The organism is Candidatus Diapherotrites archaeon (assembly GCA_016205145.1).
Lineage (GTDB): Archaea > Iainarchaeota > Iainarchaeia > Iainarchaeales > JACQJH01 > JACQJH01.
On the sequence record JACQJH010000002.1, the window covers coordinates 333,848 to 350,918 of the forward strand.

A 17,071-nucleotide genomic window follows, 5' to 3' on the forward strand; every position below is an offset into this window, starting at 1 on the left:
AAATTTCGGCGGCCATTCAATTGAGAGTACCTATTTGAACTTGTTCAGCTTTTCTCCGTCAGCCGGCGGTTTTGGCGGGGCGGGAGGCGCTTTTGCCGCGGCCCTCTTGGCGGCCAGGCCGGGATTGAACCATTTCGGGTCGGAAATTTTTTGGAATGCGAAAAACAGGAAAACCGCCGCGACCACCAGGAAAATGGCGATGTTGAAGTCGAGGCCTATGACCGGCAGGCCGATGGCGAAAGAGCTGTCCGCCTTGAGCGGCAATTCAATCGTCCGCATTGTTCCGTCAGCCATTGAAAAGCCTGCATCCAGCAGGACTTCGGCTTTGCCTTTTGGTTCAGGCTCGGAATTGAACGCAATCGAAAAATCTTTTCCTTCGCCTGCCGCGAGCGTGCCGATGAAAACATCCGGCTTTGCCGAAAACAGGCCGCTTGCGAGAACCGCTTTGGCTGAAACATTCCGGAGGGTTTCCTTTGAAACGTTTTTTGTGGAAACGCTTATTTTCGCGTCGTTTCCGGATGAAAGGCCGGAAGCGTCAACCGAAACCGAGATTTGCAGGGGGCTTTTCACGACAGGAAAGCCGAATGACTGCAGGGGAATGAGCTTTTGCGTTCCTGCAAAGGCGGCCATTGAAACATTGGAGTCGGCAGGGGCGTTTTCCGCCACAACGATTTCCGCCAAAAACTTTTTTTTCTCCCTGGGATTCAGGTTTTCCTGGCCGAAAAAAAACCTGCTGCGCCCGAAGCCCTGTGAAAAAAAGAGGTTGTCGGAAGCCTCAAGCCGGACGCCGAAGCCTTGCAGAGAAACATCCGAATCGTTTGAAACCGTTATTTCAATCCGCGTTTTTTCCCCGGCGAAAAGCGGCGTTCCATCCGGCAGGCCGAACAATTTCACGGAAACCCCTGCCTGCGCAACAGCGGAAGCCGCGGCAAAAAAGCAGGAAAGCAGCAAGGCCGTTGCCGCAAGCCTAATAATGCGGGTTGCCTTCATTCAAATCAACCTCTTCTGGCCCCTGTGACAGGGCCGCGGCAATCTTTTTGCGTTTTCCGAAAACGAACAGCAGTACAAGCAGGGCTGCAAGGATTGCCGCAATGCCGAGCAGAATGCCGTTGTCGAAAGGCGCCGGCGCTTCGGAAATGCCCGCGGAATAAACGTCGGCAACGTCTTTTTTGGATTTTTCAGCGTACGCCAATGCGAGATCGTATTTTCCGCTTTTCAGGAAAACCTGGGTTTTCGCCCAGTCATCCTTCAATTGCGCCACCCCTGCTTGGTCCGCCCACAAAAACTCGTTTTCTTCTGCCAGGACTATTGCAATGGCGCCTGAAAGCGAGGAAAATTCCGGCCGCGTTTTTTTCACCAAAGCGTCGTCCCTGCCGTTTATGGCCTTGAGCGCGGAGCTTTTCTTCACCCTGGTTTCAAGCTTCGATGCGAAAAGCAGTGACTTGGAGTCCGCGTCGTCAAAAGAATCCGAAATCCTCTGCTTCAAAGAAACCGCGATATTTGAAAACGACGGCAGCCTGCGCGTCTCGTCCGGTGCCTGCAAAAGATTGCTTATGCTCGTCTTTTCCTCGATTGACAGGCCGGTCGAGGCGACGGCCTGCTTGAGCTTGTCGGCATCATCAAGGTACGCCTGGACCGCGTCATTGAACGCGAAAAAACCGGAAAACGACGAGTCAAAATTTTCGCGCAATTTGTCAATGGAATTCGTGTCGGGCGATTCGAAGAATTCGCGGCGCCTCTGTTCCGTTTCAAAAAAGCCGCTGCCCGTCGAGGAAGCCAGGGAAACAAGCGAGTCAAGCCTGCCCGCAAGCCTGCCCGCGTCGGCCTCCACTGCAGGATAGCCTGCCAAAACTGATTTGGCGGTGAGAATGTCGGATTTCTCGTTCCTGAGCGAATCGGCGAAAGAATCGAAAAACTTGACGTTGATGTCGTCAAAAAGCCAGCCGCTTGACTGCGCGTCAAAAGACTGCTTTGTCTCAAGGACCGACCTCAAAACGAATGCGGTGCGCAGAAGCTCCCTGCGCAGGAAACCGCTTTCAGGGATTTTCGGATCCTTTTCATCGGACAACGGAATGAAATCCGAAACCGAGCCGTTCTCCAAAACCGCGGCAACCCAGTAATTGCGCCCCGCGCTTGCAACCGTGGTTTCAGGCAGTATCTGTGCCTGCTCGCCAGAATCCAGGAGACTCTCCGACCGGACAAAATTCAGCACGTCCTTGGATGAAAGCACGGAAGCCGAGGCGAAAACTGCAAAGCCCAGGACAAGCAAAAACGCCAATGCAACGCGTGAGCGCATGAAATACAAGAAAGGCAATTTGTATTAATAAAGGTTTATTGGCGCCCTTGCACTGCCGGAAAAACCAATAAAAACCCAACCGCGCACTCTTTTACCTGTCGGGGTCATGGGGTAATGGCAGCCCGATAGGCTCCAGAGGGCCCTTTTTCTTTCTTGCGAAGAAAGAAAAAGTGCTCCAGCCCAAAAAGAAAGAAAACTTTTCTTTTATGGTTGGGGTTTTTGTCTTTGGAGCGACGAGTCCGCGATGCGGGCGATGACGAGCTACAGGTACTACGAGTTTTGCAGAAGCGAAACGATGACAACAAAAAAAGCGTGATTCGGCCGGCAGAGGGTTCGAGCATTGCGAGGACCCTCAACTTCGCACTCGCCGGGCGATGACGGCGCGGGGTGACCTGTAGGTCTGGGTTCGATTCCCAGTGATCCCAAAGGCGGAGGGGGCTCCGCCCCCCAATTTTTTGCGAAACCAAGGTTTTGGAAAATTTGAAAACAATTTTATACCTCTTAAGCCCTAATGTCTTTTTATGTCACGGCATCTCGCCAAGCGCGTTGAGGAAATTTCGAAAGAGTTTGCGCGCAAGAATGAGGTCAAGCTCAGGATGATTGCGAACCGCACATTGAGCCAGGCCGTGCTGTCCAACGACATGATTTTGGCGGAAATCGCGCTCATCGCCTATTGTTTGCACAAGCTTTCGGTCAAGGAGCATGTCGTGAAGAACCCTAAATGGAAGATTGCGCGCCAGCAGATTCTTTCAAACCTTTCCTCCGCGGCGTATGCGGTGAAAGGCGAGGACCTCAGGCCGTTTGTGCGGCAGCTTGACTTCACGGTAACGCGCATTGAGGCCATTGACACCAGGCTCGGCCATTTTGCGGTGAACCTTTTCGATCGGGCCAGGGTCAAGCTTGCGTCCGATGCCTATTCGCTGGGGCTGTCATTGAGCAGGGCGGCCGAGCTCACGGGCTGTGACAAGCGCAAATTGCAGGAATACATCGGCATCACGAAAATGCATGACGAGGAAGGCGAAACTTTCGGCATTGGCGAAAGGCTTGACTCGCTTGAAACTGCATTGGCAGGTGCACAATAATGGCAAAACCGGAAATCGTCTTCGATTCAAGCACAATCATCGCGGTTTCGAACAGCTGCATAATAAACATCCTCGGCGCGCTCAGAAAAAGCACTGGTGCCGGTTTTGTCATTCCGTCTGGAGTCGAATATGAGACCGTCACAAGGCCGGTTGCAATAAAAAAATTCGAGCTCAACGCCGTGCGGATAAGGCGTGCCATCGGCTCCGGCGTCTTCGAGGTCGACCGGCAGAACCTTTCCAGCCTGAACGAAAAAATCGCCGGGCTGGCGAACAACTCGTTTTTTGCGGGAAGCAATCCTATTGAGCTCATCCAGCTTGGGGAGATTGAAAGCCTGTCGCTGATCCTTAAAAGGAAGGCGAAGGCGCTTGCCATAGACGAAAGGACCGCGAGGATGCTTGTCGAAGACCCGAAAGGCCTGAAGTCCCTGATGGAAAAAAGGCACGGCGTCAGGCTCAGCGCCGACTGGCAGAAACTCGACGAGCTGCGCGAAATGTTTTCCGGCATAACCATTGTTAGGTCAACCGAGCTTGTGGCAATGGCTTTCAGGCGCGGCCTGTTCCAGCCGGAACTGGAGCAGTCGCGGCAGGGCCTTGAAGCCGCATTGTTTGCCGTGAAATTCAACGGCTGCGCAGTTACGACGCCGGAAATAGAAAAGTTTGTGGCTGGTGCAAAATGATTTTCGGAAAGGCAAGGAAAGAGGATCTGCAGGAAATCCTGCGGATGGTGGAAAAGGATTTCGCATACACGGGCTTCGACCTGAAAAAGCTTGAAAAGCGCCTGTCGGATTCAACGCTCACCATGTTCAGGTTGTCCCTCGACAAACGGCTTGCGGGCTTTTCCGAAATAGAGTTTTTCCCGGATGGCTACGCAAGGCTGAACGCCATAAGCATTGACGAAAAGCTCAGGGGAAAAAACCTTGGAAAACGGCTGCTTGGCCTCACAATCGCCGAACTTAAAAAATCGGATGTTGAAAAGGTTTTTTTGCTAGTCAAAAGGGAGAATGCCGTGGCAAAAAGCATTTACAGCCGCGTGGGGTTCAGGTTTGCGGGATTCCACGACAGCAAAATAGAAAATTCAACCGTGGAGCGCATGGAACTCGAACTCAGCCGGCCCGCGATTGCAAACTAAGCGGCAATAGCAGAACAAGGGATTCTGAAACGCATTTGCCAAAAAAATTGCCCAAGCCAAAAGGGGTCAATAGCTTTTCGCAAAATACGCCTTTTTTTCCGCGCGCTTTCCGCACACAACGCACTTTCCGCCGGAAGGCTTTTGGCCGAATGGGACGCAGCGGCTTGACGCGGTTGTTTCCGCCTTGATTTTTTCCTCGCAATCCCTTGACATGCAGAATGGCGCCAGAACCATTTTTTTTGCTTCAAGCGCCTTCACAAGTTCGGGGTGCGATGACGCTTCGCAGGTGTTTTCCTTCAAAAACCTTTGCGCGTTTTTGAGCAGGCATTCCTGCATTTCAGCAAGCGCTTTTTCCGCTTCCGCGGCGATGGCGGAGACGCTGACAAACTCTTTTTTGCCCGTGTCGCGCCGGACAATGACCGCCTGCTTTTTTGCCATGTCCTTGGGGCCGATTTCAATGCGCAAAGGAATCCCCTTCAGCTCCCATTCGTTGAATTTCCATCCCGGCGAATAGCCTTCGCGGTCGTCAAGAACCGGGTTGAGCGATGCGAGCTTTTTTTCAAGCTCCTTCGCCGCCGCCAGAACCTTTTCCTTGTCCGTGTCGAAATAAATGGGCACAATGACGCACTTGTTGAACGCAACATTTGGCGGAAGCACAAGGCCCTTGTCGTCGGAGTGCACCATTATGGTTGCGCCAATCAGCCTTGTTGTGAAGCCCCACGAATTCTGCCAGGCAAAATGGCTTTCCTTGTCCTTTCCGAGAAATGAAATGCCGAACGCCCTTGCAAAATTCTGCCCGAGATTGTGCGAGGTGCCCATCTGCAACGCCTTCCCGTCAGGCATCAGCGCCTCGATAGTGAAAGTCTGCTTTGCGCCCGCAAATTTCTCCGACTCGGTTTTTTCGCCGGTAATGACGGGAATTGCAAGCAGTTGCCCGCACAATTCCCGGTATTCCTCCAAAAACATCAGAGCTTCCTTCACGCACTCTTCCTCTGTTTCGTAGACGCAGTGGCCTTCCTGCCACAGGAATTCCCTTGTGCGCAGGAAAAGCTTTGTCTGCTTGACCTCCCAGCGCAGAATGTTGCACCACTGGTTGAGGCGCAGGGGCAAATCGCGCCACGAGCGAATCCACTTGGAATATGCGTCGTACATTATGGTTTCGGACGTCGGCCTGATCGCAACCCTTTCACCCGAGCCTTCCTTTCCCTCGACCCACGCAAGCTCGGGGGCAAAGCCTTCCGCGTGCTCGGCTTCCTTTGAAAAAAACGATTCCGGAATCAGCAAGGGAAAGTACGCGTTCAAAACGCCTTTTGCCTGGATGACTGCGTTGAATCGGTCCTGAATTTTCTGCCACACCATGTAAGCGCGCGGCCTCACAATCATGAAGCCGGCTACCGGCGCGTAATCCGCAAGCTCGGCCTTGAGCACGACCTCGTTGTACCAGTCCGAAAAGTTTTCGGACTTTTTTACGGTCATGCCCTCGGTGTTTTTAGCGTTCTCAGAAGCCTTGCCGCCCGCCATGGCTTTTGCATCGTTGCCGTGGATTTTTTCCTTTCCAGCCATTCCAATCACTTCAGGAAAAGCGTTCCGTTCTGCCTGCCAGAAAAAATTTTTCCAAGCGCGCCGGTTTCGCCTTTCGTAATGATTAGGGGAATCCCCTTTTTTAAAACGATTTTCGCGGCCTGCATTTTGGTTTCAAAGCCGCCCCTGCCCAAAGCGGATTTCCCTTTCAGCGATGCCCCGACTTTTGAAATGTCGGAAACCACTGGAATGATTTTCGCGTCGCCGTTCGTCAAGGGATTCTTGTCATACAGGCCATCCACATTCGTGAAAATTACAAGCAAATCAGCTTTCAGGTGCACTGCCACGAGCGCGGACAAAACGTCGTTGTCGGAAAAAGCCTTTTTCGATGCAAGCTCTTCGACAGCCACGGCGTCATTTTCGTTTACGACCGGCACTACGCCGAGCCTGAGAAGCTCCCCGAAAGTGTTTTTCAGGTTTTTCAAAGCTTTCCGGTTGTCAAAGTTGTGCTGGGTAAGCAGGATCTGCGCTATTTTAAGCCCCGGCTTTGAAAACGCCTTGCCGAATTCGCGCATCAGGATTTTCTGGCCCACCGCCGCAACCGCCTGCTGCAATGGAACGGGCATGGGCTTTCCGTTCAGGCCAAGCTCCTGCGCGCCCAAACCGATTGCGCCGCTTGAAACAATGACGAATTTCCTGCCATTGGCACTCTGCTCCGCAATGGTCTGCGCAAGGCCCTCCGCAAAAGAAAAATTGAATGAGCCGTTCTCGACCGCAACCTGCGTGCCAAGCTTGAGCACGACAAGCCTTGCGCCCGCAAAATCGTTAAACTTGCGCACAGTCATTCCCTCACCTGGCCGTGGCCTTCAACTATAAACTTCACAGAAGTCAACTCCTTCAGCGCAAACGGCCCCCTGCAATGCAGCTTCTGAGTCGAGATGCCCATCTCCGCGCCCAGGCCGAAAACGCCGCCGTCAGTGAAACGCGTGCTTGCGTTGGCGTAAACCGCCGCCGAATCAACGTTGGCCAGGAATTTGCGGATATTTTTTTCGTCCCCTGAAACAATCGAATCCGAATGGTGCGTGCCATGCGCATTGATGTGCGCAATCGCCTCGTCAACGCTTCCGACCTGCCTGACGGCAAGAATCAGGTCCAGGAATTCGGTATCGTAATCCTTCGCCTTCGCAGCCTTCACTCCGGCAAGGCCCTTAAGCAACGCCAAAGATTTTTTGTCAACGCGCAGTTCAACGCCTTTTTCCAGCAATGCCTTCGCAGCAACGGGCAGGAAAGACCGGGCAATTTTTTCGTGCACAAGCAGTGATTCCATGGCGTTGCAGACCGAGGGCCTCTGCGTCTTCGCATTCACGCAAATCCTGACAGCCGAAGCAGTGTCCGCGCTTTCGTCGACGAAAACATGGCATATTCCGGAACCGGTTTCAATTACGGGCACACGCGAATTTTCGACGACAAAGCTGATGAGCTTTGCTCCGCCACGCGGAATAATCAAATCAACCATGCCGCGCGCGTCGAACATTTTTTTTACCGCCCCATGCCCGGCCTCGCCGAACAATTGCACGCTGCCGTCAGGCAGGCCGGCTGAAGAGATTGCCTTGCGCATCACTTCAACGATTTTCCTGTTCGAATTTATCGTCGAAGACGAGCCGCGCAGAATGACCGCGTTCCCGGATTTCAGGCACAGCACCGCCGCATCAACCGCAACGTTCGGCCTCGCCTCAAAAATCATGCCAATCACACCCAAAGGCACGCGCACCTTTCTGATGTGCAGGCCGCCTTTCTGCGAGTAATCCTCCAAAACTTCCCCGACCGGGTCCGGCAGGACAACGATGTCATTGATTGAATCCGCAATCGCCGCAACCCTCTTTTCGTCCAGAGACAGCCTGTCAACCAGGGAATTCGAATCGCCCCGCTTTCGCGCAGCCCTGACATCCAGTGAGTTGGCCGCAAGAATCGCCTTTTCATTTTCCCGCAACGCACGCGCAACTGCCTTGAGCGCGCTGTTTTTTTGTTCCGTTGACGCCTGGGCCAAGGCAAAAGCCGCTTTTCTCGCGGCACGCGCAATTTTTCCGAACGTCATTCTCCCAGCTCCCTGGAACGCCTGACAGCCGCAAAAACCGCTTCCCTCAGCTTTTCACGCACGCCCGCATCCTGCAAAACCTTCAATCCGGCCTCGGTCGTTCCGCCCCTGCTTGCAACCATTGCAATCAAATCACCGGCGGACAGATTCTTTTCAAGCAGGATTCTGCCTGTGCCAAGCATTGTCTGCCCTGCAAGCAGCCGCGCCTCATTCTCGGACAGGCCGGATTCAACCGCGGCCTCGCAGAACGCCTGCATTGCAAACGCGAAAAAAGCGGGGCCGCTTCCGGACAAAGCCGTGACCGCGTCAATTTTTTCCTCGGCAACCTCGACGATTTTCCCGCAGCTGCCGAACAGGAATTCGACAAGCTTCCTGTCTTTCACCGTGGCCTTTCCCCCAAGCGAATAAGCTGCCGCCATCTCCTGCACAAGGCAGTTCACGTTCGGCATGACGCGCACGACACGCGCACCGGAAAGCCTCGGCTCGATGAACGCAATGCCTTTGCCCGCGCAAATCGAAATGACAAGATGCTTTCCGGAAACCGCCCCGGAAATTTCATCCAGGACTCCGGCAAGGTTCTGCGGCTTGACCGATAAAACCACGACAGACGATTTTCCTGCAAGCTCAACGTTCGACGAAACCGCATTGCACTTCACTGCTTTCTTGAACGCGCCAAGCCTTTTCGCGTCCACGTCGCTGGCAAGAATGTCCTTGGCATGGCACCGCTTGCCGGCAACAAAGCCTTTCGCCAGGGCCTCAGCCATTTTTCCCGCGCCAATGAAACCGATCTTCATCGCACAACACTTTGCATTCCATTGCTTTTATTTTTTTGCATGCATGGGAGAGAGGAGATTCGAACTCCTGTCGCTGCCACCCCAAGGCAGTATACTGACCAGGCTATACTACTCCCCCTCGCCGACACGTCCGCAGCCGATTTCGTCCGGCTGGTCCGACGACGGGTACACCGCTGCGCGCTGTACCCATCTGCGCTGTTAATTTGACTCATCACGCACCCTACAAAAACCCTGCACGCGTGGTATCGCAATGCGATACCACAAGGCTCCACACGCGCGAGCAGGCGCGTTGGGGCTGCCGGCTTCAAACGCAGGGGGCTCCGCCCCCTCGCACGCCCCTGAAACATTTAATACTGGCCTACTCGGCGTGTCGCATCGGCGGCACGCCTTGGTTTCGGCACACGCGCCCGAAAGCGCGTTGGGGCTGCCCGGATTTGAACCGGGGTCGCCAACTCCCAAAGCTGGTATCCTGGACCAGGCTAGACTACAGCCCCGAAAAGCGCCCGAATGGCTAAAGCAAGCCGAAAAATCTGATGGCTGCCAAAAACTCCGAAAATCAGCAAAGGTTTGCGTGCACGACTGGAAGTCGCTCACTTTGGCAGTTCATAAGCAAGCTTTTGCCGGGAAAAGTATTTAAAGCTTGGTTTGGGCAATTCATTTGTTATGCGCTTTGAAAAGGCCGCGGAAATGTTTGAAAGGCTGGAGAAGGTTTCCTCGCGCCTCGAAATGACCGCCATCCTGGCGGAAACGTTTTCCGAAGCGAAAGCCGAAGACGTGGACAAGATTGTTTACCTTTCACAGGCAAGGCTCGGCCCGGACTATAACACAAGGGAAATCGGCCTTGGCGACAGGCTCGTGCAGGAAGCCATAGCAAAGGCAAGCGGCTTTCCCCGGGAAGAAGTGGAAAAGCTTTACAGGGAAAAAGGCGACCTCGGCCTTGTAGCGGAGCACTGCCTTGCAAAAAAAAGGCAGAGAAGCCTTTTCTCCGAAAAGCTGTCCGTTTCAAAGGTTTTCGAAAACCTGAAACGCATTGCCGGTTCGGAGGGAAAAGGCAGCCAGGAACTCAAACTCAAGCTGCTCGCGGAATTGTTCAACAGTTCGACTCCGCTTGAAGCCAAATTCATTGCGCGCATTCCAATCGGAAACCTGCGCCTGGGCACGGGCGAGCCGACGCTCATGGACGCGTTTGCAATCACGTTCATTCCGGAAATAAAAAAGGACAAAAAGCTTCTGGCAAAATTCGAAGCCGAACTGAAGGAAAAGAAAGAGGAGAAAAGGGACGAGGAACTGGACCGAAAAATAAAGTTTTTCGTGCGCGAAAAAATCGAGGAAAAATTCAACGTGCACCCGGACATCGGGAACATCGCCAAAGTTCTGAAAGAGCACGGCCTTGCAGGACTGGAAAAAATCAAAATCACGCCCGGCGTTCCCATCCGCCCCACCCTGGCGGAACGGCTGCCGAGCGCGGAAGAAATCGTCAAAAAGCTCGGCAGGTGCGCCGTGGAGGGAAAGATTGACGGTTTCCGCTTCCAAGTGCACAAAGACGCGGATAATGTGACAATTTTTTCGCGTAGCCAGGAAAACATGACGCACATGTTTCCAGAAATCGTCGAAGCCGTGAAAAAGCAGGTCAAGGCTAAAGAGGCGATTTTCGAGGGCGAGGCCCTTGCATACAACGAGGAAACAGGGGAATACCTTCCGTTCCAGGTCACCATCCAGCGCAAGCGCAAATACGGTGTCGAGGAAAAGGCGAAAGAGTTTCCTTTGAGATTGTTTGCGTTTGACGTGATGATGGTTGACGGCAAAAACACAATGGAACTTCCATTCATTGAGCGCCGCAAAAAGCTTGCATCCATAATCGCGAAAGGCGGCACAATCGAACTGACACAAAGCATTGAAACCGATGACGCGGAAAAGATCGAGGCATTCTTCAATCTGTGCGTGGAAAAGGGGCTTGAAGGAATAATTGCCAAGGACCTGCATGCAAGGTACATTGCGGGCGCGAGAAAGTTTGCGTGGATAAAGCTGAAGCGCTCCTACAGGGGCGAACTGACGGATTCGATTGATGCCGTGATAATAGGTTATTACAAGGGAAAAGGCAAGAGGACGCAGTTCGGCCTCGGCGCCCTGCTTTCCGCGGTTTACAACAAGAAGGACGACTGCTTTGAAAGCATTGCGAAAATCGGCACGGGCATGACGGAAGAACAGCTTGTCGAACTGGAAAAAATGCTCAGCAAACTCAGGGAAAGCAAAAAGCCTGCGCGCGTCAAATCCGGGCTTGAGCCTGACGTCTGGGTTTCGCCGAAAATCGTGATTGAACTCGTCGCCGACGAAATAACGAAAAGCCCTGTCCATGAATGCGCGAAAAAGGAGTCCGGCGAAGGCCTTGCCCTGCGGTTTCCGCGCCTGATTTCAATCCGCCTGGACAAGAAACCGGAGGAAGCAACAACCACCAAGGAAATAGTCGGCTTGTTCGGGCAGCAGAAGCACGTGCAGTTGGATGAAAGGCAGGGCTGAAATTTGTTTCCGCTAAAGCTGTTTCGCAAACCTTTTCCAAAGGTTTCCGCTAAAGCTGTTTCGCAAACCTTTTTGCAAAACCTTCAGTTTTGCGAAACCAGCAGAATCTTCGATTCTGCTTGGGTTTCCAAAGGTTTCCGCGAAAGCTTAAATAATGCGGCAGACTAATTTTATCGCATGGCAGACACTTTGAAAATCGTGGTGGTTGCGATTGCCGCGGCCGCGCTTTTAGGCATTTTTGCCGCAACCTTCGGACCGCTTTTCAACAAGGACCAGGCGATAACCCTTGTCGTTGAAAGGCAGCTGACTGCTGCAGAGCAGAGGCTTGGCGTTGAAAACACCGTTGAAAACGTGGTCATAAAGCCGGATGAAACAATCCAGGCTAAAACCTACGAATCGGACAAGCGGAGCGTTGCATTCGAATGCAACAATCCGCAGGTTTGCTGTCCGAAAGGCCAGGCCTGCGGCAGGATTAAATGGGACGAGCGGAGCGTTGCGTTCAACGAATTCAAGGCAATCCGGACAAGCTCTAGGTGCGGCCTTGAAAACGGAATTTTTTTGTGCAAAATCTATCTCGGCCAGACGCCGGCGCAAATCGACCTGAATGTTTCAATCGAACAGGCAACGCTTGACCTTGGCGGGCTTTATGAAGGGAAATCCTCCGTGGAATTGGATTTGAACCTGCCGAAAAAGCTGCCGTTCATCGACCTCGCCAAGGGGGAAGCCCTGACACTCAGGATTCTGGTCAAAAATTCCGGCAGGACAATGCTGCCGTTCGCAAAAATCAGTGCGGAATTGTTCAGGAAAGAAACGCTTTACGGCCAGTTAAAGCTTGAAAAAAGCGACGGGCAGGCAACGACAACCGCAAACATCCTGCCTGATGAAGCGAGGGCGATCCGGCTGCAGGCGCAGATCAGAAGCCGCAAGCCCGGCGAATACGTCGTAAAAGTCAGGGTGGACGGCGAGGATGCGGGCTTCAGGGAACAGGAAATCCATTTCCAGGTCGTCGACTCGACGCCGAGCAAATGCGCCGCGGTTGAAGCCGAGGAAGCCGACGTGATAGAGGACATTGAAACCGGCAAATGCAAGTCATACCTCGAATGCAGCGAATGCAGCGCATCATACGAATGCGCGGACAGGTGGAAGGAAAAACTGCCCGAAACGGAAATAATTTCCGCGGATGCCGGGCATGCCTGGCAGATAATGCCCAGGCTCGAAAACGGCCTGTGCAGGGCGGATTACACTGAAACTCCTGAAGACATTAAGATGTTCTATGACGCGGAGCAGCTTGCGAAACTGCCTGAGAACGCGACGCCGGAAGAAATACAAAAGTTCAATTCAAGCCAAGTGTGGGTCGTGCCGATTGCCGGAGCGGCAAAAGTGTCCTTTGCCTACGGCGTGAAAAGGGCGCGCTATGCGGCAGGATACCATACCGGGGCAGACTTTTCGGTTCCGAGCGGCACGCCGGTTCTCGCGGCGGGCGACGGCATAATAACCGAAGTTTCTTCAGACAGCTCGTTCGGCAAATATGTGAAAATAAAGCACGGCAACGGCCAATACACTTTTTACGCGCATTTGAGCGAACAGCTCGTAAAAAAAGGCGATTTTGTCAGAGCCGGCCAGACAATCGGATTGTCCGGGGCAACGGGCAATGTCAGGGGGGCGCACCTGCATTTCGAACTGAGGAACGCGCCCGGCGGTTATTACGACAACACGAACCCGTGCGTGCTGTTCCCGCAGGTCCAGAATTGCGGCGCAAAATGAACAAAAAGCTTTTCGGGAACGTCAGGCAACTTTTTCTACAAACTCTGAAAGCGTTTTCTCGAATTTTTTCATGGACGCGATGCTTGCAAACTCGTCTTTCCCGTGCAGGTTTTTGCCGTCAAAGCCGAAGACCGCTACTGGAAAGTCGCGCGCGGAAAAAAAGCGCTGGTCGCCGGCGCCGTGCTCTTTCGCAAACGAAGCCTTTTTTCCGACATTCTTTTCAAAGATTTTTTTCAGCAGCAGAAGCCTTTCATCAGCCTCGTCAATTGAAAGGTTTGGCGTGAAGCGGAAAACCGAAACATTGACGCCTTTCAAAGGCTTTAATGCGCCGCGGATTTTTTGCACGATTTCATGCGGATTGTCATTTTCGGTGTAGCGGATGTCCAGCGTCATGCTGGCCTTGTCCGGCACCTTGTTGGCGGCTTCCCCGCCGGAAAAAATTCCGAGGTTGAGGGTCGGAAACCAGTTTTCGCCTTTCACCGAGGTTTTTTTGAACAGCTTTTTGATGCGCGGAAACGCAAGCAGCAGGCTTTCGATCGCATTTTCGCCGAGCCAGGGCTGCGAGCCGTGACAGGCTTTTCCCTTTGCCGAAACAACCAGGCGGATGACGCCTTTCTGCTTCGTCACTATTGCCGCATGAGAAATGTCAACCGACAGAACGAATTCCGGCTTCAATATTTTCGCCAGCCGTTTCGCGCCGTTCTCGCCGCTTGTTTCCTCGTCGGAAGTCAAAAGCAATGCAACCGATTTTGCCTTGCCCGCGTTCCGGAGAGCGTTCAGGCAGCAGGCGGCCTGCCCTTTCATGTCGCTTGAACCCCTGCCGAAAAGCCTTCCGCCTTTCACGAAAGCCTTGAACTGTTCCGGCTCCGCGGGCACAACGTCAACATGCCCGATGACAAGAAGCTTCGGGGCAAGCGTTTTTCCGGTGCAGGCGTAAAGGCTTTCAACGCCGTTGAAGGAAAACGTTCTGAAATAGAAGCCGCTGCCAAGATATGCCTTGCAGAAGGAAAGGCATTTTTTTATTTGAGCATTCTGCCCGGTAACCGTTTTGAATGCAATGAGCTTTTTTGCGAGTTCAACCGAAGGCAATGCTTTCAACCGGACACCAAAAAAAATCAGGGACAAATTATATTAAAAGAGTTGGTTAATTAGTCTTACAAGATGGCTGTCAAGGACCTGCTGAAAAAGCACGGGCTCAAAGAATCCGATCTGGTTGAAATAGCCAGTGGCAAAACCGTCCTGAAAGGCACGATCATTCCGAGCAAAAACCCGGAAATACTCGAACTGAAGCTTTCAAGCGGCTACAATGCAGGCATCATCGCAAAGGAAATTTCCGGGATAAAGAAGCTGGGCGAAGGCAAAAGCGTTTCGAAAGCCAAAACGCAAAGCTTTCCACAAAAACCCGGCCTGCCCAGAATCGCAATCCTGCACACCGGCGGAACGATTGCAAGCCGCGTGGACTACAGGACGGGTGCGGTCTTTTCAAGCTTCCAGACCGAGGACCTGCTGACGATGTTTTCCGAACTGCACGCAATCGCGAACATTTCATCCGAGCACCTTTCAAACATGTGGTCCGAGGACATGCGCTTTGACCATTACAAAATCATGGCGAAAGCCGTCGAAAAGGAAGTGAAAAAAGGCGTTGACGGAATCATCATCGCGCATGGCACTGACACGATGCATTATTCCTCGGCCGCATTGGCATTCGCATTGGAAAACGTTCCGGTCCCGGTCATACTTGTAGGAGCACAGCGCAGTTCGGACAGGGGCTCAAGCGATGCCGCCATGAACCTGGTCTGCGCCGCAACATTCATGGCAAAAACCGATTTTGCGGGAGTCGCAATCTGCATGCACCACTCCGCGTCGGACGACAGCTGTGCAATCCTGCCTGCATGCAAGACAAGGAAAATGCACACTTCCCGCAGGGACGCGTTCAAGGCGGTCAACGGAAAGCCAATAGCGCTTGTCGACTTCAGGTCAAGGAACGTCGAGTTCATCGAAAAAAATTTTGCGAAAAAGGGTGCCGGAAAGCTCGCTGTCAAGGACAAGTTCGAGGAAAAGACCGGCATTTTGAAGGCGCACACCAACATGTTCGCTGAAGAAATAGACTTTTACAGGAAGCAAAAATACAAGGGCCTTATCCTGGAAGGCTTTGCTCTTGGCCAGTTCCCGATTGCTGCGCCGAACCCGCAGGCGAAAAAAAACCTTGAAGTGAAAAAGGCGCTTGAAAAGCTCATCAAATCCGGCTGCGTTGTCGTTATGGCCTCGCAGTGCATTTTCGGGCGCGTCCATATGCACGTTTACGACAAGGCGGTTGACCTGCAGAACATGGGCGTGGTTCCGGCGGAGGACATGACATCCGAAACCGCGTTCATAAAGCTTGCATGGCTTTTGGGCAATTATCCGAAAAAAGAGGTTGCCGCCCTGGTCGGCAAAAATCTGCGCGGCGAAATATCAGACAGGACGGAATTCGAGGAACAATTTCCGGGGGACTGAAAATTGATTGACGAAACAAGGCTTCTGGCAATCGGCATTGCCGGCATTGCACTGCTGCTGCTTGCATTCGTTCTGGAGCACAGGAAAGGATTGCACAGGAAAGGCGTGTATTTCAACCTGCTCAATTTTGCCGGCTCGGAGCTGCTTGCATGGTATGCCTTTGAAAAAAGCGACATCGTTTTCCTTGTGCTCAACGCGGTTTGGGCGATGATTGCAGCATACTTCCTGCTGAAAATCCTTTGGGCGAAGCTCGGCAAGAGGCGCTGGGACCCGGACGACGTGATGGACGACGAGGGCCTGGAAAGGCTGCCGGGCGCGTAAAAAAAGTCAATCCCTTTCAACGACATGATAAGGCAGCTGGCTCTGCTCGCGTTCAAAAGCCTCAAGCAGTTCCCTTGCCTTGGCAAGGTCAAGCTTGGCCTCATCAGCCGCCTGCTCCAATCCCTTGCCCCGCCTCATTTTAGCTATAAGTGAAAAAAGCTTTCTTCCCTCGACAGCGCCCAAGCCAAGCCGCACCGTCAAATCAGCCCTCATCGCGTCAAGCACCGCGCCCTGCACGCGCTGGCGAACATATGCCTTCAGGCTTGCCTCGCTCTTTTCCCGGTCGGCTGCGGCCGCAATGCGATAAGACAGCAGCTCAACATCATTGCCGATTTCATCAAGCATTTCCGGCTGAACCCAGTATCTGCCGCCATACGCCCTCAGCGCGGTTCTGGCAAGCGGCATCACTGTTTCCGCCCTGACCCGTTCCTGGGGCATGGAAAGCTCAGGCAATGGTTTTGCGGGCTTTCGCTTAATCGGCGCCACATATGAATCATACTTGTCGCCCCCGATCGCTTTCCGGATTAGTTTTAAATCATAGACAACCGCCGGCACCGACACGCCAAGAATCCGTGCTGTTTCAACCGCGTTCCGCCCGTTCTTTAACTGCTCGAAAACCCGTACCCTGCGCAGACCGCGCTCTATGCCCTGTCCGGTTATTGCAGTTGGAGAGCGCTGTCCTTTCATGCGATTCCCAGATTCCAACAGATACTGGCTGACACGCCCCTCACTCACACCAAGCCTTTGGGCTATTTCAACATGCGTCATATGCTCGTTTGTGCTCATCGCGACCGCACGCGCCATTCTTTCCGCGGCAACCCGCCTCTGGCGCAAACGGCTGGCATTGTCAAACATTCCGCGCTTCCATGGCACGACGCCTCGTTTCAATCCGCTTAAATAATGGTCAACGCTACTCGGGTTAAAACCGGTTTCCGCTATGATTTCCGGCCTGGATTTTCCTTCCCGGGCAAGGTCGAAAACCCTGTTCATTTTCCAGGCCCTGGCCTCAACAGCTTCCCGGCTTGCAACACTGCGCCGCTTCATGCAAATAATAGA

The 17,071-nt window shown here is 53.2% G+C and carries 15 protein-coding genes and 3 tRNA genes; 8 read left to right on the forward strand and 10 right to left on the reverse strand.

Features of this window, described 5'->3' with window-relative positions:
- Positions 1–30 precede the first annotated feature (30 nt).
- Together HY394_04880 and HY394_04885 are read right to left on the reverse strand one after the other, a co-directional pair.
- Positions 31–990, reverse strand: coding sequence for a hypothetical protein (locus tag HY394_04880; protein ID MBI4053345.1), 960 nt, complete (start codon positions 988–990; stop codon positions 31–33).
- The gene (locus tag HY394_04885; GenBank protein MBI4053346.1) at positions 968–2,296 is read right to left on the reverse strand and encodes a hypothetical protein; all 1,329 of its coding nucleotides are present in this window, start codon (positions 2,294–2,296) and stop codon (positions 968–970) included. The genes HY394_04880 and HY394_04885 overlap by 23 nt, the downstream gene beginning before the upstream one ends.
- Positions 2,297–2,396: 100 nt before the next feature.
- On the opposite strand from HY394_04885, the gene HY394_04890 reads away from it, so the two are divergent.
- The 4 genes from HY394_04890 to HY394_04905 all read left to right on the forward strand — a co-directional run bounded on the left by HY394_04890 (position 2,397) and on the right by HY394_04905 (position 4,507).
- A tRNA-Trp gene (locus tag HY394_04890) sits at positions 2,397–2,721 on the forward strand.
- Between the two features lie 96 nt (positions 2,722–2,817).
- Positions 2,818–3,378: a hypothetical protein gene (locus HY394_04895; protein MBI4053347.1), complete on the forward strand. Its 561-nt coding sequence runs from the start codon at positions 2,818–2,820 to the stop codon at positions 3,376–3,378.
- Complete coding sequence (locus HY394_04900; GenBank protein ID MBI4053348.1) at positions 3,378–4,055, forward strand: hypothetical protein; 678 nt, start codon at positions 3,378–3,380, stop codon at positions 4,053–4,055. The genes HY394_04895 and HY394_04900 overlap by 1 nt, the downstream gene beginning before the upstream one ends.
- Positions 4,052–4,507, forward strand: a complete 456-nt coding sequence (locus HY394_04905) for a GNAT family N-acetyltransferase (protein ID MBI4053349.1) — start codon at positions 4,052–4,054, stop codon at positions 4,505–4,507. Before HY394_04900 ends, HY394_04905 begins: the two co-directional genes overlap by 4 nt.
- Before the next feature lie 66 nt (positions 4,508–4,573).
- On the opposite strand, the gene HY394_04910 is transcribed toward HY394_04905, so the two are convergent.
- The 6 genes from HY394_04910 to HY394_04935 form a co-directional block, all read right to left on the reverse strand.
- Complete coding sequence (locus HY394_04910; GenBank protein ID MBI4053350.1) at positions 4,574–6,028, reverse strand: proline--tRNA ligase; 1,455 nt, start codon at positions 6,026–6,028, stop codon at positions 4,574–4,576.
- 47 nt (positions 6,029–6,075) lie between these two features.
- A complete protein-coding gene (gene proB, locus HY394_04915) occupies positions 6,076–6,873 on the reverse strand; it encodes a glutamate 5-kinase (GenBank protein ID MBI4053351.1) in 798 nt (265 codons plus the stop codon).
- The gene (locus tag HY394_04920; protein ID MBI4053352.1) at positions 6,870–8,123 is read right to left on the reverse strand and encodes a glutamate-5-semialdehyde dehydrogenase; all 1,254 of its coding nucleotides are present in this window, start codon (positions 8,121–8,123) and stop codon (positions 6,870–6,872) included. The genes proB and HY394_04920 overlap by 4 nt, the downstream gene beginning before the upstream one ends.
- Entirely contained in the window at positions 8,120–8,917 is a 798-nt protein-coding gene (proC, locus tag HY394_04925) for a pyrroline-5-carboxylate reductase (protein MBI4053353.1), read from the reverse strand. The genes HY394_04920 and proC overlap by 4 nt, the downstream gene beginning before the upstream one ends.
- 44 nt (positions 8,918–8,961) lie before the next feature.
- Positions 8,962–9,035 (reverse strand) — tRNA-Pro (locus tag HY394_04930).
- A gap of 301 nt (positions 9,036–9,336) precedes the next feature.
- Positions 9,337–9,411, reverse strand: a tRNA-Pro gene (locus HY394_04935).
- Positions 9,412–9,580: 169 nt separating this feature from the next.
- Between HY394_04935 and HY394_04940 the strand changes: the two genes are divergently transcribed.
- Entirely contained in the window at positions 9,581–11,434 is a 1,854-nt protein-coding gene (locus HY394_04940; protein ID MBI4053354.1) for an ATP-dependent DNA ligase, read from the forward strand.
- Between the two features lie 177 nt (positions 11,435–11,611).
- The gene (locus HY394_04945) at positions 11,612–13,198 is read left to right on the forward strand and encodes a M23 family metallopeptidase (protein ID MBI4053355.1); all 1,587 of its coding nucleotides are present in this window, start codon (positions 11,612–11,614) and stop codon (positions 13,196–13,198) included.
- Positions 13,199–13,219: 21 nt separating this feature from the next.
- Here the strand turns inward: HY394_04945 and HY394_04950 are convergent, their stop codons facing one another.
- Positions 13,220–14,296: a M20/M25/M40 family metallo-hydrolase gene (locus HY394_04950; protein ID MBI4053356.1), complete on the reverse strand. Its 1,077-nt coding sequence runs from the start codon at positions 14,294–14,296 to the stop codon at positions 13,220–13,222.
- A gap of 63 nt (positions 14,297–14,359) precedes the next feature.
- Between HY394_04950 and gatD the strand changes: the two genes are divergently transcribed.
- Both gatD and HY394_04960 read left to right on the forward strand, forming a co-directional pair.
- Positions 14,360–15,694 (forward strand): Glu-tRNA(Gln) amidotransferase subunit GatD, encoded by a 1,335-nt coding sequence (gene gatD, locus HY394_04955; protein ID MBI4053357.1) that lies wholly within the window; start codon positions 14,360–14,362, stop codon positions 15,692–15,694.
- A gap of 3 nt (positions 15,695–15,697) precedes the next feature.
- Positions 15,698–16,015 carry a hypothetical protein gene (locus HY394_04960; GenBank protein MBI4053358.1) on the forward strand — a complete coding sequence of 106 codons (318 nt, stop codon included), beginning with the start codon at positions 15,698–15,700 and terminating at the stop codon, positions 16,013–16,015.
- 6 nt (positions 16,016–16,021) lie between these two features.
- Here the strand turns inward: HY394_04960 and HY394_04965 are convergent, their stop codons facing one another.
- Entirely contained in the window at positions 16,022–17,059 is a 1,038-nt protein-coding gene (locus HY394_04965) for a hypothetical protein (protein ID MBI4053359.1), read from the reverse strand.
- Between the last annotated feature and the right edge of the window lie 12 nt (positions 17,060–17,071).

Bases quoted from the DNA above. Each gene is read 5' to 3' on its own strand.
- gatD (MBI4053357.1), top strand. From the start codon at position 14,360: ATGGCTGTCAAGGACCTGCTGAAAAAGCACGGGCTCAAAGAATCCGAT.
- proC (MBI4053353.1), bottom strand. From the start codon at position 8,917: ATGAAGATCGGTTTCATTGGCGCGGGAAAAATGGCTGAGGCCCTGGCG.
- HY394_04895 (MBI4053347.1), top strand. From the start codon at position 2,818: ATGTCACGGCATCTCGCCAAGCGCGTTGAGGAAATTTCGAAAGAGTTT.
- HY394_04920 (MBI4053352.1), bottom strand. From the start codon at position 8,123: ATGACGTTCGGAAAAATTGCGCGTGCCGCGAGAAAAGCGGCTTTTGCC.
- HY394_04905 (MBI4053349.1), top strand. From the start codon at position 4,052: ATGATTTTCGGAAAGGCAAGGAAAGAGGATCTGCAGGAAATCCTGCGG.
- HY394_04880 (MBI4053345.1), bottom strand. From the start codon at position 990: ATGAAGGCAACCCGCATTATTAGGCTTGCGGCAACGGCCTTGCTGCTT.
- HY394_04945 (MBI4053355.1), top strand. From the start codon at position 11,612: ATGGCAGACACTTTGAAAATCGTGGTGGTTGCGATTGCCGCGGCCGCG.
- HY394_04910 (MBI4053350.1), bottom strand. From the start codon at position 6,028: ATGGCGGGCGGCAAGGCTTCTGAGAACGCTAAAAACACCGAGGGCATG.
- proB (MBI4053351.1), bottom strand. From the start codon at position 6,873: ATGACTGTGCGCAAGTTTAACGATTTTGCGGGCGCAAGGCTTGTCGTG.
- HY394_04940 (MBI4053354.1), top strand. From the start codon at position 9,581: ATGCGCTTTGAAAAGGCCGCGGAAATGTTTGAAAGGCTGGAGAAGGTT.
- HY394_04900 (MBI4053348.1), top strand. From the start codon at position 3,378: ATGGCAAAACCGGAAATCGTCTTCGATTCAAGCACAATCATCGCGGTT.
- HY394_04965 (MBI4053359.1), bottom strand. From the start codon at position 17,059: ATGAAGCGGCGCAGTGTTGCAAGCCGGGAAGCTGTTGAGGCCAGGGCC.
- HY394_04885 (MBI4053346.1), bottom strand. From the start codon at position 2,296: ATGCGCTCACGCGTTGCATTGGCGTTTTTGCTTGTCCTGGGCTTTGCA.